Source organism: Sphingobium sp., from assembly GCA_023266575.1.
In the GTDB taxonomy this organism is placed as follows: Bacteria; Pseudomonadota; Alphaproteobacteria; order Sphingomonadales; family Sphingomonadaceae; genus Sphingobium.
Map to the genome: position 1 here is coordinate 1 of JAHFPV010000007.1, position 15,878 is coordinate 15,878.

Annotated in this window: 11 protein-coding genes; 7 read left to right on the forward strand and 4 right to left on the reverse strand. The window is 63.2% G+C overall.

Annotated features, from left to right (window positions below; all coding sequences use genetic code 11):
• Window positions 1–135 precede the first annotated feature (135 nt).
• The 3 genes from Q0D44_RS08605 to Q0D44_RS08615 all read right to left on the reverse strand — a co-directional run bounded on the left by Q0D44_RS08605 (window position 136) and on the right by Q0D44_RS08615 (window position 2,258).
• On the reverse strand, window positions 136–714 hold the full coding sequence (locus Q0D44_RS08605) for a TIGR00730 family Rossman fold protein (protein WP_294135388.1): 579 nt from the start codon (window positions 712–714) through the stop codon (window positions 136–138).
• On the reverse strand, window positions 714–1,244 hold the full coding sequence (locus tag Q0D44_RS08610; RefSeq protein WP_294135390.1) for a phosphoribosyltransferase domain-containing protein: 531 nt from the start codon (window positions 1,242–1,244) through the stop codon (window positions 714–716). Before Q0D44_RS08610 ends, Q0D44_RS08605 begins: the two co-directional genes overlap by 1 nt.
• A gap of 78 nt (window positions 1,245–1,322) precedes the next feature.
• On the reverse strand, window positions 1,323–2,258 hold the full coding sequence (locus Q0D44_RS08615) for a LysR family transcriptional regulator (protein WP_119744618.1): 936 nt from the start codon (window positions 2,256–2,258) through the stop codon (window positions 1,323–1,325).
• Window positions 2,259–2,575: 317 nt separating this feature from the next.
• On the opposite strand from Q0D44_RS08615, the gene Q0D44_RS08620 reads away from it, so the two are divergent.
• The 4 genes from Q0D44_RS08620 (at window position 2,576) to Q0D44_RS08635 (ending at window position 8,929) form a co-directional block, all read left to right on the forward strand.
• Window positions 2,576–5,047 (forward strand): TonB-dependent receptor plug domain-containing protein, encoded by a 2,472-nt coding sequence (locus tag Q0D44_RS08620; RefSeq protein WP_294135392.1) that lies wholly within the window; start codon window positions 2,576–2,578, stop codon window positions 5,045–5,047.
• 63 nt (window positions 5,048–5,110) lie between these two features.
• Window positions 5,111–6,211, forward strand: coding sequence for a purine nucleoside permease (locus Q0D44_RS08625; protein WP_294135394.1), 1,101 nt, complete (start codon window positions 5,111–5,113; stop codon window positions 6,209–6,211).
• Between the two features lies 1 nt (window position 6,212).
• Window positions 6,213–7,574: an 8-oxoguanine deaminase gene (locus Q0D44_RS08630; RefSeq protein WP_294135396.1), complete on the forward strand. Its 1,362-nt coding sequence runs from the start codon at window positions 6,213–6,215 to the stop codon at window positions 7,572–7,574.
• A complete protein-coding gene (locus Q0D44_RS08635) occupies window positions 7,574–8,929 on the forward strand; it encodes a nucleobase:cation symporter-2 family protein (RefSeq protein WP_294135397.1) in 1,356 nt (451 codons plus the stop codon). Before Q0D44_RS08630 ends, Q0D44_RS08635 begins: the two co-directional genes overlap by 1 nt.
• On the opposite strand, the gene Q0D44_RS08640 is transcribed toward Q0D44_RS08635, so the two are convergent.
• Window positions 8,901–10,415 carry an adenosine deaminase gene (locus tag Q0D44_RS08640; protein ID WP_294135399.1) on the reverse strand — a complete coding sequence of 505 codons (1,515 nt, stop codon included), beginning with the start codon at window positions 10,413–10,415 and terminating at the stop codon, window positions 8,901–8,903. The two genes, Q0D44_RS08635 and Q0D44_RS08640, sit on opposite strands and share 29 nt — an antisense overlap.
• Window positions 10,416–10,724: 309 nt before the next feature.
• Here Q0D44_RS08640 and Q0D44_RS08645 point away from each other — a divergent pair, with 309 nt between their 5' ends.
• The 3 genes from Q0D44_RS08645 to Q0D44_RS08655 are packed head-to-tail and all read left to right on the forward strand — an operon-like array spanning window position 10,725 to window position 15,868.
• The gene (locus Q0D44_RS08645) at window positions 10,725–13,157 is read left to right on the forward strand and encodes a DUF1592 domain-containing protein (protein WP_294135401.1); all 2,433 of its coding nucleotides are present in this window, start codon (window positions 10,725–10,727) and stop codon (window positions 13,155–13,157) included.
• A 10-nt stretch (window positions 13,158–13,167) separates the two neighbouring features.
• The gene (locus tag Q0D44_RS08650) at window positions 13,168–14,508 is read left to right on the forward strand and encodes a DUF1552 domain-containing protein (protein WP_294135403.1); all 1,341 of its coding nucleotides are present in this window, start codon (window positions 13,168–13,170) and stop codon (window positions 14,506–14,508) included.
• The gene (locus tag Q0D44_RS08655; protein WP_294135404.1) at window positions 14,501–15,868 is read left to right on the forward strand and encodes an ankyrin repeat domain-containing protein; all 1,368 of its coding nucleotides are present in this window, start codon (window positions 14,501–14,503) and stop codon (window positions 15,866–15,868) included. The genes Q0D44_RS08650 and Q0D44_RS08655 overlap by 8 nt, the downstream gene beginning before the upstream one ends.
• Window positions 15,869–15,878: the final 10 nt, after the last annotated feature.

Consider the following 15,878-nt stretch of genomic DNA (forward strand, 5'->3'; position numbering starts at 1 on the left):
CGCCGTCGCTAGAAAAATCGTCGTCCTCGCCAATCGCCTCGTTGCCGAAAATCGAACTTGGTCCCCAATCCATGCTTGACCAACAAGACAGATGCTCGACTTCGCTCGAAACGAACGGATGTAGGGCATCACATTCTAAACATCCCCGTCGCCCAGCCAATGCTCCGTCTGCGGCGGCAGATATTGCGCCATGCGGTCCAGCAATATGTCCGGGTCATCGTCGATCAGCAGCATCGCCCGGTGCCGGGGCTGGAGGAAGCCCTCCGTGACCACCGAATCGATGAAGGTCGACATCGGCGTATAGAAGCCATTGACGTTGAGCAGTCCGCACGGCTTTTCATGATAGCCCAGCTGCGACCAGCACCACGCCTCGAATATCTCCTCCAGCGTGCCGATGCCGCCGGGCAGGCACAGGAAACCGTCGGCAAATTTGGCCATCATCGCCTTGCGCTCATGCATCGTCTTGACGACATGCAGCTGGGTGATGCCCGGATGGTCATGCTCCCGCGCGCGCAGCGCTTCGGGGATGACGCCGATCACCTCGCCCCCTGCCGCGCAGACGGTATCGGCAATCACGCCCATCAGCCCGACTGTGCCGCCGCCATAGACCAGGCCAATGCCACGCTCGGCCAGCAGCGTGCCGACCCGTTCGGCGGCTTCACGATAGACAGGCGAGTTGCCGGGCGAGGAACCCAGATAGACGCAGATCCGCATCAGGCCAGCCGCTCAGGCACGGACAGCGCCTCTTCGACGATCGTCCCCTTGGCGCCGACCGCTTCCCAGGGGAACACGAACCAGCGTTTGTCCTCGTCCCGGTCGATCATCTCCGCCCAATAATCGACCGTCACCCGCGACCGGCTGTTGGTGATGATGACGGCAAAGCGCAGATTATCGCCATTGCAGCCATTATCCGCCAGCAACCGCCGCACATAGTCGATCGTGCCGCCGCTGTCGTTGATATCGTCCACGAACAGCAGCCGCTGGCCCGCGGCACTCTTGGCCGCGACCTTGGCCAGCAGCTCGTCGGCAAAGCCGGGCACCTTGGAACTATGGTCGATCGACAGCATCGGCAGCTCTGTCTGGTGCGAGATATAGACCGCCGGCACCAGCCCGCCGCGCCCGATGCCGATGATGAAATCGGGCGTCCAGTCGCCCTGTTCAATCTGCCGCGCCAGCATTTGCACGTCGGCGACAAAGGCGTCGTTGGAGATGTAATGGAGCTGAGGCTCGGCAGTTTGGCTCATGGCAGGGGGTCCGTTGACGGTCAGGAAAGACTGTCCGTTATCGGGTCTGCACGCATTGGGCAATCGGCACAAAGGCGCTTATGCGACGGCGGGACCATCGATCGATATCGGATAGCTGAGCTGCGGGAAGCCATTTTCGATTTCCTGCAAGGCTATGCCCGCCGCATAGGATGGCGTGCGCGCCGACGCGGTGCAGAGCGCCAGCGTCATCGGGCGCAGGATCGGGTCGGAAATCTTGGTGAAGGACAGCAGGCCGCGCCGCACTTCGGTAATCACGTCGAGCGAAGTCAGCACGCCAATGCCCACGCCCTGCATGACGAGCGAGGTGATCATCTGGATATTGTCCGATGATACGGCCCGGTCGATCACCACGCCCGTCGTCCCTTCCAGCACCGAAATCTGCTCATAAACCGCCAGCGGTTCGGCGGGCACGATTAGCCTGGACCCCACGCAACTGGAAAAGCGCGCCTCCCTTTTGCTGCCCAGCGGATGGCCGGTTGGCGTGACAAAGCCTAGCACCACCTCCACGAAGGACCGCACCGCCAGGTCGCGCACCGTCTGCGGCTCGAAGAAGATGCCGAAATCCACCTCGCCGCGCACCGTCGCAAGCCGTGCGGCATCATTTTCCAGCACCCGCACGCCGATGGTGATGCCGGGATATTTGCTCTGGAGCGCCTGGATCGCGGCGGGGACATAGCCCTTGGCCAAAGCATCAATGACGGCGATGTCGACATGCCCGCGTTTCAGCCCGCGCAGATCTTCTATCTGTGCGCGGACATCGGCCATATTCTTCTGCCATTTGCTGCCAGCGGCCATCATGATTTCGCCCGCCGCCGTCAGGCGCAGCCCGGTCGGCAGCCGCTCGAACAGCGGCATCCCCAGATTGGCCTCGACGTTCAAAATCTGCCGATCGATCGCTGAGGCTGACACGTTCAGCTCATCAGCCGCCCGCCGGATCGACCCCAATCGGCCTACCGCTATGAAATAGCGCAAGAAACGTGAAAGTGCCGGCATACCCACCCTATTTTTTGCAACACTGCGTCGAATTCATTGCATTTGATCGCACCACGTCAAGCCCCTAGTTGCAATGCACACCACATCGTCTGCCGACGATTGGCGGGAATCATGGCTGTGCGTGCTGCAAAGCACCGTTGCCAAAGGGCGACGCCGCAGGTCCCGTCCGGCCGCGGCAAAAGCCTGTCGTGACGACATATATGGCTGGAATTTCTCAATGAAATCCAGCCGCCGACCAAAAGGGAGAGGAACAGGGAGCTTTAACAGCAGGGCGATCAATATGTGCCGCCCTGTTTCAATTGGGGGGTATCATATTCATGGCGAACATTCATCGACTGCACGACATAGCGCCGCGCCAGGACCGTCGCGGTCGGCCTTTTGGCATGGTGGCCGCTGGTCTGCTGGCCTGCACCGCGCTGACGACCCCCGTCTGGGCACAGGATGGTGCCCCTGTCGATGCACCTGCACCGGGGGATGAAATCATCGTGACCGGCGCGCTCAACGCGCTGCCGGACAAGGATGTCGGGTCGATCTTCGGTTTTGCCAAAACGCTGGTGGAAACGCCCCGTTCGGCCTCCACCGTCAGCAGCGAACAGATTGAGCGCTTCGGAATCACCGACATTTACGATCTCGTAGCCCAGGCACCCGGCACCTTCACCAACAGCTTCTTTGGCGTCGGCGGCGCGCTCGACATTCGCGGCACGCCTGGCGAAGTCTATTTTCGTGGCGTTCGTCGCCTCGACAATCCTGGCAACTATCCCACGCCCATTGGCGCATCGGACCGGATCGACATCGTGCGCGGCCCGGCTTCGCCCATCTATGGCCCATCCAAGACCGGCGGCTATATGAATTTCGTGCCGAAATCGGCGCGGGTGAAGGACGGGTCGCTGCTGACCGGGCCGGAGGGTGAACTCAGCTACACGATCGGCAGCTGGAACCGCAATGTGCTGAAAGCCGAATTGCGCGGCCCGGCGAAGATCGGCACCGCCGAATTTGGCTACAGCCTTTACGCAGAGGTCGAGGATAGCGGCAGCTATTACGACAATATGTCAACCAACCAGACGATCCTGCAAGCCGCGTTCGACAGCCAGATCACCGATAATTTCCGCATCGAATTTGGCGGCATGTACCAGAAATATTCCGGTCAGCAAAATGGCGGCTGGAACCGTCTGACCCAGGCATTGGTCGATGACGGGACCTACATTACGGGATCGGCGAAACCCGTCGATGCCAATGGCGATGGCCAGTTGTCGCAGCAGGAATTCAGCGCGATCGGCGATTTCAACCCGTTCGGTTCCTTCGGTTGCGGTGGTGGCAGCATCTTCGCCAACGCGTCCAACAATGACGCCTGCTATGCGACCAACTATCCCTGGCTGGGCCTGACCAATGTCGGTACGACCAAGCTCAGCCGCAGAAAGGTGCTGACCGGCAAGAACGACCTGTTGGTGAACAAGGCAAAGACCGCCTATTTCGACATGATCTTCAATGCCGACAACGGGTTTGAGATCAAGAATCAGTTTTTCTACGACGGCATCGATAATGATAACGAAAATAGTTACGGCTTCTCCCAGTTCCACAAAAGCTGGGTGATCGAGGACAAGATCGTCATTTCGAAAAGCTTTGACAGCAGCGCGGGCAAATTTTCGTTCCAGCTGTCGCCGTCGGTTCGCTACACCAAGTTCCTGCACGGCGATGATTTCAACTTCGAATATTTCCACCGCGTCGACCTGACCAAGGGTTATGACGCGCTGTCGGATCGTCTGCTATCGACCGAATGCGATTGCGATTATTCCAACTACCTCAAGGGCCATTATACCGATTACGGCTTTGCAGGCCTGGCCGACCTCGACTTCAACTTCGGCCTCGGCATCATCCTGGGTGCGCGCTATGACGATATCACCGTCGATTCCAGCTTCATCCCGACCAAGATGAACAACCTGCCCGCCGTCACCTCTGCCAAGGGCAGCAAGGGCGGCTGGTCCTGGACGGCGAGTGCCTCCTACAAAATGCCCTTCGGCCTGATCCCCTATGCCACCGCCTCACGCCAATCGACGGTGATTGCAGGCCAGGGGTCGGAAATCGATGCTGGCACGGTGGCCGCCAACGGCTTCATCACCGCCTCCAAAATGGTCGAAGGCGGCGTCAAGGGCAGCTGGCTTGGCGGCCAGCTCTATGCCGCCCTGTCGGTGTATAAGCAGGAGCGCACCGATCACAATATCCAGTCTTCCACGGTCAACCAGTCGGTGCAGACCAAGGGACTGGAGGCGGAATTCCGCTGGTCGGTCGATCGGCATTTCCTGATCACCGGCGCCTATACCAAGACGAAAGTCGTCAACCTGACCTTCCTCGACAGTGGTACGGCGTTCAGCTTCCTGGGCTATGAGGATCTGAAAGGCAGCCTGACCGACCCGTCGCTGATCTTTGGTGGCCAGCCTGGCGCATTGCTGCCGATTGGTAGCAAGAATGACGCACGCCGCGCCGGTATCCCGGAAAATCTTTACTCGCTGACCGGCACCTATTCCTTCGACAGCGGCCTGGCGCTCAGCGCCAGCGTCGTGAAGGTGGACTCGGTATTCTCCGGCCAGTCGCAGGCGGTCAAGTTGCCGGGCTATGCGCTGGTCGATCTGGGCGCGTCCTATCAGCTGGATAATTGGCTGTTCCGCTTCGTCGTCAAAAATGCGACCAACGAAAAATATTTCCGCGCCAACTTCACCGAATTGTTCGGCAGCACCATCGTCCTGCCCGAACGGCCGCGCAGCTTCCAGGCGACGGTATCGTATAAATTCTAATGTCTGTGGAAGGCGCCGGGCGACCGGCGCCTTCCATTCTTGATCGGTTATAAGGGACGTTCGATGCGCCTCCTGTCTTATGTCGCGACACTGGCGAGTGCGACCCTGCTGCTCATGGCCCCAGTCACGGCCCATGCTGCGCCGCCATCAGCCGTCGAGGACTGCCTGCCCGGCAAAGCCTGTACCCATCCGCTCCCCGTCCGTGTCGTCATCGTGTCGCTGTTTGAAATTGGCGAGGATAGCGGCGACAAGCCCGGCGAATTCCAGCTGTGGAAGGAACGGCGGCATCTCGATACCCGCATCCCTTTCCCCCAGTCCCATCACGATCTCTATTATGATCCCAAGACCCAGATATTGGGCATGGTCACCGGCATGGGTAATATCAAATCGGCGACCGCGACCATGGCGCTGGGTCTCGACCCGCGGTTCGACCTGTCCCACGCCTATTGGCTGGTTGCCGGGATTGCGGGCATCGACCCGCAGGATGCGTCGATCGGATCAGCCGCCTGGGCGCGCTATCTGGTCGATGGCGACCTCGCCCATGAAATCGACGCGCGGGAAATCCCGGCCGACTGGAAGAGCGGCTATTTCCCGCTGCACAGCAAAGGCCCAAACGATCCAAGCCCACCGGTGGGGCAGGGCGAAATATTCGAGATCAACCCCACCTTGCGCGACTGGGCCTTCAATCTGACCAGGGACATGGTCCTGCCCGACGATCCTTCGATTGAGAAGGAAAGGGCGCGTTTCACCAACCACCCGATGGCGCAGCGTCCGCCCTTCGTCCTGAAGGGCGATCAGCTTGCGGCGATGACCTTCTGGCACGGCGCGCGGATGACCGACTGGGCCAATGACTGGGTGAAATATTGGACGCAGGGTAAGGGCGAATTTGTCACCTCCGCGATGGAGGAAACCGGCATCTATCAATCGATCACCTATCTCGACAAGATCGGCAAGGTGGACAAGCAGCGCTTCATGGTGCTGCGCGCAGGCAGCAATTTCACCATGCCGCCACCCGGTGACACCGCCGCCCATTATCTGCTGACCGAAAATGAGGGCTATGCCGGCATGAACGCCGCGCTCGAAAGCCTCTATCTGGTCGGGTCAAAGGTGGTGGACGAACTGATCGGCCATTGGGACCGCTACGAAAAGACCGTGCCGCAATAGCATGGCACTGACCGTCATCCGCAACGCCGATGTCCTTGTCTGCATGGACGATCCCCGGCGCGAAATTGCCGACGGGGCCGTCGCGTTTCGGGATGGCGTTATCGTCGCGGTAGGCACGACGACGGAACTGGGCTCGTGGCTGGCGGAAGCCGATGAGGTGGTAGAGGCACGCGGCTGCGTTATCACCCCCGGCCTCGTCAACACCCATCATCATCTCTACCAGTCGCTGACCCGCGCATTGCCCGGCGCGATCAACGCCTCGCTGTTCGACTGGCTGAAGCGCCTCTATCCCATCTGGGCGCAGTATCGCCCGGAGGACGTGTTCGCCGCGACCCAGCTGGGCCTCGCGGAACTGGCCTTGTCGGGCTGCACGCTCACCTCCGATCATCTCTATCTCTTCCCCAATGGCGTGACGCTCGATGACACGATCGCCGCCGCGCAGGGCATCGGCATCCGCTTCCACCCCACCCGCGGCGCGATGAGCGTGGGGGAAAGCGATGGCGGCCTGCCGCCCGACAGTCTGGTCGAGGATGAGCGTGCGATCCTTAACGACACGATCCGCGTGATCGACCGTTTCCATGACGCGGGGGACGGAGCCATGGTCCGCGTCGGCGTCGCACCGTGCTCACCCTTTTCGGTCAGTCAGGGGCTGATGCGCGACGCCGCTTTGCTCGCCCGCGACAAGGGCGTGATGCTGCACACCCATCTGGCGGAGGATGCCGACGACGTCGCCTTCTCGCTCGAACGCTTCGGCTGTTGCCCCGGCGATTATGCCGAAAGTCTGGGCTGGGTCGGCCCGGACGTATGGCACGCCCATTGCGTCCAGCTTGATGCCCGCGAAATCGCCCTGTTCGCGCGGACCGGCACCGGCGTCGCCCATTGCCCCTGTTCCAACTGCCGCCTTGGCTCCGGCATCGCCCCGCTCAAAGCGATGTTTGAACAGGGCGTGCGGCTCGGCCTTGGCGTCGACGGCTCCGCCTCCAGCGACAGCGGCAATCTGCTGCTGGAAGCGCGCCAGGCGATGCTGCTCCAGCGCGCGATCGGCGGCCCCGCCGCCTTCGATCCGCGCGACGCCCTCTTCATCGCCACCCGTGGCGGGGCGGAAATGCTGGGCCGCCACGATTGCGGCCGGATCGCGCCGGGCAAGCGCGCCGACATCGTCCTGTGGGACGTTGTGAACGTGGCCTCCATGGGGGCTTGGGACAAGGTCGCAGGCCTGATCCTCAGCCCACCAACGGGCGCGCGCGATGTATTTGTCGAAGGCCGCGCAGTCGTGCGCGACGGCCAACTGGTCCAGGGCGACCGCATGACCATCCTGCAAGCCGCATACCGATCGCTCACCCGCCTGATGAGTCTGGCCTGATGACACCCATGACGGCGGAGCAAGCCCGCGATCCCGATCATTTCCCCGGCCTCGCCGTCGCAATTCCGCTGGGCGTCCAGCATGTGCTGGCGATGTTCGTCAGCAATCTGACCCCCGCGATCATCGTGGCGGGCGCAGCCGGTTTCGGCTTCGGATCGGCCGATCCCACCCCCATGATCTACATGATCCAGATGGCCATGTTGTTCGCCGGAATCGCCACACTGATGCAGACGATCGGTATCGGACCGATCGGCGCTCGCCTGCCGATCGTGCAGGGGACCAGCTTCGCCTTCCTGCCGGTGATGATCCCGATCGTCGCGGGGCAGGGAGTGGCTGCGATGGCGCAGCTCACGACCGCCGCCATTATCGGCGGCCTGTTCCACGCCTGTGTCAGCAGCTGCATCGGTCGCATTCGTTTCGCCCTGCCGCCGATGGTCACGGGACTGGTCGTGCTGATGATCGGCCTGTCATTGATGCGCGTCGGGGTGCAATATGCCGCCGGTGGCGTCGCGGCGCAGGGTACGCCAGCCTATGGCGCGGGGAACAGCTGGATGCTGGCGGGCATCGTCGTGGTCGTGACTTTGGGCCTCAGCTTCTACGGGCGCGGTCTGTGGTCTACCGCCTCGGTGCTGCTGGGCCTGCTGGCAGGCTATGCAGTGGCCGCCGCAATGGGGCGGGTGTCGCTCGCCCCGGTCGCGACGGCGGGCTGGGTGATGGTCCCGCAACCCTTCCATTTCGGCTTTGCCGTGTCGCTCCCTGCGATCCTTGGCTTTTGCCTGATGGGCTTCATCTCCGCGATCGAATCGATCGGCGCGGTATCGGCCATTTGCGAAGGCGGCGCCGGTCGCCCGGCCACGAACCGCGAACTGATCGGTGCGACCAGCGCGGACGGTCTTGGCACTGCGCTGGCGGGCATGTTCGGAGCGATGCCGAACACGTCCTTCAGCCAGAATGTCGGCCTGATCGCCATCACCGGCATCATGAGCCGCCATATCGTGACGATCGGCGCACTTTTCCTCATCCTATGCGGCTTCGCGCCCAAGATCGGCGCGCTGATCACCACCATCCCGATCGAGATTTTGGGCGGCGGCGTGATCGTGATGTTCGGCATGGTCGCCTCGGCGGCGCTGTCTATCCTGTCGGGCGTCGAATGGACCCAGCGCAACATGCTGATCTTCGGCGTTGCGCTGTCGATCGGCATCGGGCTGGAACTGGAGCCGGACGCGGTATCGCACTTGCCGCAAACGCTGCGCATTATCCTGACGTCGGGTGTGCTGCCCGCCGCACTGGTGGCGGTGATCTTGAATCTTGCCGTCCCCGACCGGGTCAGCGCGGGATCGCTTCAAAGGCTGTAAGATCGCGCTCCAGCCGCGCCTGCGCCGCAGCTTTGACATTTTTCGCCAGCCAGGCGCCGCATCCCGGCGCATCCATCACCACGCACGCCGCGACCCGCGCGCCGCCGGGCTTGTCCTGCCACAGGCTGTCGCCGGGCAGGAAGCTGTAATGCAATCCGTTGCGCACAATCTGCTTCAAATCCATGTAGCGCAGCCCCTGTTCGGTCACCGCGCGCAGATATTCGTTGGTCATATCACTGCGCGACACGCCTTCATCGTCGGTTGACAGCACCACCGGCACGCCCGCTTCGCGATAGAGCGACAGTGGATGATCGCTGCCCTTCACCCCCAATATGACGGCGTTGCTGGTCAGGTTGATCTCCACCGCCACCTGATCGCGCGCCATCCGCGCCAGCAGCGACGGTGCGTCGCTCTCATAGGCGATGTCGATGCCATGACCGATCCGCCGCGCGCCCGCCACTTCCACGGCACTACGAATATGAAAGGCCAGGTCGCGCGATGGCACCAGCCCCAGCGTCAATTCGCCCGCATGGAGCGACAGCTGCACCGTGGGGTGCCGCGCCTTGAGGAATGCGATCATCTGCATATGTAGCGCATAGTCGCGCACCGCGACGGGATCATGCTCTGGCGCGGCGATGTTGACCCCGACAAAGCGCGGATCGCCCTCGACCAGGGCAAAGCCGAAGGCCAGTTGTGCGAACACCTGCGCGGGCGGACTGGTGCGGATCGCGGTGTAGAGATAGCGCATTTCGACGCTGCAGGCCGGTTTGGCACTCGCCGTCCCGCACCCGTCGATCGCCGCACCCTGCGCATCATAGCCGTCATAATCGGCCTTCGCGCTGGCGACTGCGTCCGGCAGCAACGGCGCGACCTTTGCGTATAGCGCGGCAAGATCACCGGCGTCGGCATCGGCCATCTTCATGCCCAGCATCCAGCCCGCCCGCGCGCCGCTGCCCAGTTCGACATAGGAGACATGATCAGCCGCCGCCTGCTGCCGGGTCAGCGCCATCGCTTCGCCGACATGGCGGCTATAGGCCGGGCCGAACGCGTCGAAGGTCGCAAAGAAACGATCATAGCCCGACACTTCCGGGTCACCCACGCCCGCCTCGAAACCGCGCGTTGAAAAGGCGTCGATCGCGCGTGAATAATGGGGATAGGCCTTTTCCAGCCCCGCTGCCGCTATGCGCCCCGGCGTGGTACAGGGCGGTTCGACGATATGATGATTGTCGGTCGTAATGCACAGCCCGTCCGCCGCCGCCCAGCGCAGATAATCTTCCGCGAAATTGGCGCCGCCCGCATGATTGTGCAGGTCGCCGCCCTTGGGCATGGCTTGCAGGAAGATGCGCAAGCGCGGATTGCTGCCGGCGATCCGGTCCAGATAGGCCGCCGTGCGCGCTTCATTGGATAAAGGGGCGGCGGGCGTCCGCGCCATGACCGGCCCGGCGCTTGCCATCAGCGCCACCAATAATGCAGCCACCCGCGTCATAAATATCCCCCGTTTCGCGGCCCTTCTGACGACGACTCCCGCGATGTTCAATGACGATATTGCGGACGTCCCGTTGCCAAAATCAGGGCGGTCGGGCGGGCACGGGGCAGGGCGGCCCTATCCATGGGGGTGGCCTAATTTTGCGATTCCTCCGTCCCGTTAACGGCAATGGACGCAACGCCCAAAGCCCAATAGGGCCGCGCTCATACCCAATTTGCATGGACGGACGGCGGACGATGCGCCGCCAAGCGTTCTGTCAGGTTGAAGGGGGTGGCGCGCAGCCGTCTGCGGGACATGGGATCATAGTAGATGGGCCTGAACTGGCATCCGACATTGCCCAGTTGCATCCTGGCGCTCAGCGCGCTGGTCGCCACGGCATCGGTTCTGGCGCGGCCTGACGAAGTGCCGCAACTGCCCACCGTTGCGGCCGTGACTGCGCCGGATGCGACTCCTGCGATCCTGGGCGACTATTGTTCGCGCTGCCATAATGACAGCGACAAGATCGCCAACCTGTCGCTCGACGATGTGCGCAATGGTGACCTGTTTCACGGCAAGAATATGGATATTTGGGAAAAGGTGCTGCGCCGCACCCGGCAGGGCGAAATGCCCCCGCTCAACAAGCCGCAGCCAACCCCCGCCGCCAGAGCCGCCTTCGTCCAATGGCTGGAAAATGGGCTGGACAGCTATGCCGCCCAGCATCCCGATCCCGGTCGCGCCACTATCCGGCGCTTGAACCGGGTCGAATATGCCAATGCCGTGCGCGACCTGCTGGCGCTCAAGGTCGATGTCAGCCGCGAATTGCCGCAGGATAATTCGGGTTATGGCTTTGATAATATCGCCGACGTGCTGAGCGTCTCGCCGACTTTGATGGACCGCTACATTGCAGTGGCGGGCAAGGTCGGGCGCATGGCGACGGGCCTTACGTCCCGGCGGGAATTTGTGACCTCCTATGAAGTGCCCAAGGACGGGTCGGTCATGAATGGCGGCCGCCCCGCCTATAATGAGCGCGCCAGCGACGACCTGCCGCTCGGCTCGCGCGGCGGCGGGGCATTCACTTATTATGCCCGCTACGACGCGACCTACGAAATCAGCGGCTGGCTGAACGCCAACACCAATAATGAAACCGACCGGCAGAAGGAGGATAAGGTCAGCGTCCGTGTGCCGCTGAAAGCCGGGGCGCATGTCATCGGCCTGTCGTTCCGCCGCCAGATCGCGCCCGACGAAAGTGTCCAGACGCTGCGTAACGATCTCGACAAGGTGCCGGTGCCGACCGCCGCGCCGGTGATGCTGCCAATGGACGTTTCGGTCGATGGCGTGCGCGTCAAAACGGTCGATGTGCCGTCCTATCGCATATCGCCGCGCTATTCGCAGCAAAATTACCCGCGCGACGTCCTCCAGATCGACGTGGCCGGGCCATTTTCGCCCAAGGGCGTCGGCAGAACCCCCAGCCGCGACCGCATCTTCCTGTGCAAGCCTGCCCGCGCCACCGCCGAAACCGCCTGCGCCCGGCAGATCGTCGCGTCGCTCGCCCGCCGCGCCTATCGGCGTCCGGTGACCGACAGCGACCTGACCCCGCTGATGCGCGTTTATGCGACGGAACGCGCCCAGTCCGATTTCGAACATGGGGTCGAGGCGGCGGTGGAGGCGATCCTGGTGTCACCCCACTTCCTGTTCCTGGTCGAACAGGACCCGGCGGGCAGCAAGCTGGGCGGCGTCCGGCGGCTGACCGACCTTGAACTCGCCTCCCGCCTGTCCTTCTTCCTGTGGAGCAGCATCCCCGACGAAACCCTGCTCCACCTGGCTGAAACCGGCCAGTTGCAGAAACCGGGCGTCATGGACGCGCAGGTCACGCGGATGCTGGCCGATCCGCGCGCGCAGGCGCTGACGACCAATTTCGCAGGCCAATGGCTCTATCTGCGCAATCTGGACCAGCAGCGGCCCGACATCACCGTTTTCCCCAAATTCGATACCCGCCTGCGCAGCGCCATGGCGCGGGAGACGGAAATGTTCTTCAGTTACGTTCTGCGGACCAACCGCAGTCTGCTTGATTTCATTGCGGCGGACTATACCTTCCTCAACCAGCGGCTGGCCGACCATTATGGCATCAGCGGCATTACCGGCACCGCCATGCGCCGCGTCAGCCTGGACCCGGCGTCCAATCGCGGCGGGTTGCTGGGGCAGGCGAGCATCCTGACCGTCACCTCCTATGGCAATCACACGTCCGTGGTGAAACGGGGCAAGTGGATTCTCGACAATCTGCTCGCCGCATCGCCACCCCCGCCGCCGCCAGACGTACCGGCCTTGCAGGAAAAGCATGACGGCCGTCTGCTGACCGCGCGCGAGCAGCTGGAACTGCATCGCAAGAGTCCGGCCTGCGCCGCCTGCCATGTTAAAATGGACCCGCTGGGCTTTAGCCTTGAAAATTTCGATGCGATCGGCGCCTTCCGTCAGAAGGATGCGGGCCAGCCCATCGACGTGTCGGCGCGGATGCCGGACGGCACCCAATTTGCCGGGCTTTCCGGGCTGAAACGGATATTGCTGACGCAAAAGGACGAGTTTGCCAGCGCCTTTACCGAGCGGCTGCTGACCTATGCGCTGGCCCGCGGGGTGGATGCGCGCGACATGCCGGCCATTCGCACCATCGGCCGCAGCGCTGCTGCGGATGGCTATCGCATCCAGACCGTCATCAAGGGGATCGTGCATAGCGCGCCCTTCACCCTGCGAAGGACAACCGGTCAATGAGGGGAGCAAGATGATCATCCTGCGCAAACCGCTTAGCCGCCGCACCCTGTTGCGCGGCGCAGGCACGACCATGGCGCTGCCATTTCTGGAAGCAATGATGCCATCGGCCAAAGCAGCCGATGTCGCGGCCCGGCCCAAACGGCTCCAGATATTCTATTCGCCCAACGGCATGATGATGAACCAGTTTCTGCCGACAACGCAGGGACCGGGTTTCGCACTGCCGCCAACGCTGGAGCCGCTGGCGCCGCACCGAACGCAGATCAGCGTCATCACCGGCCTTGGCCACCCCAGCGCGGCGGCGATGGGGGATCGTCCCGCCGGGCATGGCCGCTCCTGCCCCGCCTTCATCACCGGCGTCCATGTCAAGCAGACCGAAGGCACCGACATACGCTGCGGCATTTCGGTCGATCAGGCCTATGCCGATCATCTGGGTGACGCGACCCAGCTCAGCTCGCTGGAACTGGGGATCGATCAGGCCAGCCTGCTGGGTAGTTGCGACATCGGCTATAGCTGCGCCTATACCAACGGCATCAGCTGGCGGAACCCCACCGTGCCGCTGCCCGTCACCGCCAATCCGCGTGATGTGTTCGAGCGGCTGTTCGGCGACGGTGACGCGCTGGACGCCAAGAGCCGCCTGGCCCAGTTGCGGCGGCAATCGAGCATCCTGGATTTCGTGATGGATGACAGCGCCCGGCTGAGCGGCGTGCTGGGGATGGAGGATCGCCACAAGCTCGAGGAATATCTCGAAGCGACCCGCGACATCGAACGGCGCATCCAGCGCGCCATCGCATCGGGCGGCGGCGCGCAGAGCGCCGATCTGGAACGGCCTGCGGGTATCCCCGACAGCTTCGACGCGCATGTCCGCCTGATGATCGACCTTCAGGTGCTGGCGATGCAAGCCGACATCACGCGCATCGGCAGCTTCATGATCGGCCGGGAACTCAGCAACCGCACCTATCCCGAAATCGGCGTGCCGGATTCGCACCATATGCTCAGCCATCATGGCAACAACCCGGAAAAAATGGCGAAACTGGCCCGGATCAACCGGCATCATATGGAATATTTCGCTTATTATCTGGACCGGATGAAGGCGGTGAAGGACGGCGAAGGATCGCTGCTGGACCGGACTTTGGTGCTGCGCGGATCGGCCTTTGGCGATCCCAATGAGCATGACCATATGGACCTGCCCGTCATCGTAGCGGGCGGACTGGTGCCGGGCGACCGGCATATCGTCGCGCAAAAGGGGACGACCATGTCCAACCTGCTGTTGAGTGCGCTGCATGTGCTGGATGTCCCCGCGACCCGCTTCGGCGACAGCGATGGCCCGTTCAAGGCGCTGACCAGTGCCTGATCGCCTGCGCGCGCTCCTCGCCTTGCTGGCGCTGCTCGCCGGTTGCGGCATGGCACAGGCGCGCGCGCCGCAAAAGGATGACGGGCTTGAGCGGGCGATTATGGCCAATGACGTCGTGGCCGTGCAGGCCGCATTGGCGGATCGGGCAAACCCGAATCAGATATTGGCCTTTGGCGCGACGCCGCTCAGCTGGGCGGTGAATGTCCAAAATCCATCGATCGTCGCTGCGCTGCTGGCCGGCGGCGCAAGCGTCAACAGCGCCGATCAGGATGGCGTGACGCCATTGTCACTAGCCTGCGAACTGGGCGAGCCGACAATTGTCGCGCAACTGCTTGATGCCCGCGCCGATGTGCGCGGCGCCCGCGCCGACGGCACGACCCCGCTTGCCATCTGCGCCCGCCATGGCCCTGCCGACGCCGTCGCGCGGATGCTCGCCATGGGCGCGGCCCCGGACCGGATCGACAGTCGCGGCCAGACGCCCTTGATGTGGGCCGCCGCCGCCGGACGGACCGAAGCCATCGCCCTGTTGCTCAAGGCTGGCGCAAACCCCAATCGCGTGTCTAAGGGTGGCTTCACGCCCCTATTCTTCGCGATCAAGAGCGGCGTGGTTGCGGCCACCCAGATATTGCTCGCTGCGGGCGCGGACAGCGCCTATCGCGGCCCGGAAAACACGAGCGCCGCGCAGCTTGCGCTTTACCAGAAAAATTACGGGGCGGCCGCCCTGCTGGTCCCGCATGGCGTTGACGTGGCCGAGCGGGACCGGACCGGGGAGCAGTTGCTTCACGGCGCCGCAGCGGGCGGCGACACCGAACTCATCCATCTGCTGCTGGCCAAGCGCGCCGATCCCAATGGCCTGACCGGCCCATCGCGGATCAAATGGGTGACCGAAGCCAATTTCGGCGTTCCCCCGCCGCCCGTACCGCCCACACCGCCGCTGCTGATCGCCGCCGCCAACGGGCGCAAGGATGCTATGGCGCTGTTGCTGGCCGCAGGGGCCGACCCCCGCTTCGTCGCGGCTGACGGCACCAATGTTGTGCTGGCGGCCGCGCGCGGGGGCAGTGCAGCCACGCTCGACTTTGCCCTGTCGCTATCCCCCGCCGTCGACGTTGCGGGGGCTAACGGCATGACCGCGCTCCACCTGGTGCTCGCCGGTGGCGTGCAGCCGGAGCTTGAAGCGATGCTGCGCATCCTTGCCGCCCATGGCGCGCGCATCGACATCCCCAACAAGTTCGGCACGACTGCCGCCCAGATGGCCGATGGCGGCCTCACCGAAGTGAAGCAGATTTTTCGCACCGTCTTTCCCGACAAGGTGTCGGTGAAGATGGCGGGTGCTGCGCCGCAGATCGTTCCAGAGCCTTGACCAGCCAAAA

Bases quoted from the DNA above. Each gene is read 5' to 3' on its own strand.
- Q0D44_RS08605 (WP_294135388.1), bottom strand. From the start codon at position 714: ATGCGGATCTGCGTCTATCTGGGTTCCTCGCCCGGCAACTCGCCTGTC.
- Q0D44_RS08635 (WP_294135397.1), top strand. From the start codon at position 7,574: ATGACACCCATGACGGCGGAGCAAGCCCGCGATCCCGATCATTTCCCC.
- Q0D44_RS08650 (WP_294135403.1), top strand. From the start codon at position 13,168: ATGATCATCCTGCGCAAACCGCTTAGCCGCCGCACCCTGTTGCGCGGC.
- Q0D44_RS08630 (WP_294135396.1), top strand. From the start codon at position 6,213: ATGGCACTGACCGTCATCCGCAACGCCGATGTCCTTGTCTGCATGGAC.
- Q0D44_RS08640 (WP_294135399.1), bottom strand. From the start codon at position 10,415: ATGACGCGGGTGGCTGCATTATTGGTGGCGCTGATGGCAAGCGCCGGG.
- Q0D44_RS08620 (WP_294135392.1), top strand. From the start codon at position 2,576: ATGGCGAACATTCATCGACTGCACGACATAGCGCCGCGCCAGGACCGT.
- Q0D44_RS08610 (WP_294135390.1), bottom strand. From the start codon at position 1,244: ATGAGCCAAACTGCCGAGCCTCAGCTCCATTACATCTCCAACGACGCC.
- Q0D44_RS08625 (WP_294135394.1), top strand. From the start codon at position 5,111: ATGCGCCTCCTGTCTTATGTCGCGACACTGGCGAGTGCGACCCTGCTG.
- Q0D44_RS08645 (WP_294135401.1), top strand. From the start codon at position 10,725: ATGGGCCTGAACTGGCATCCGACATTGCCCAGTTGCATCCTGGCGCTC.
- Q0D44_RS08615 (WP_119744618.1), bottom strand. From the start codon at position 2,258: ATGCCGGCACTTTCACGTTTCTTGCGCTATTTCATAGCGGTAGGCCGA.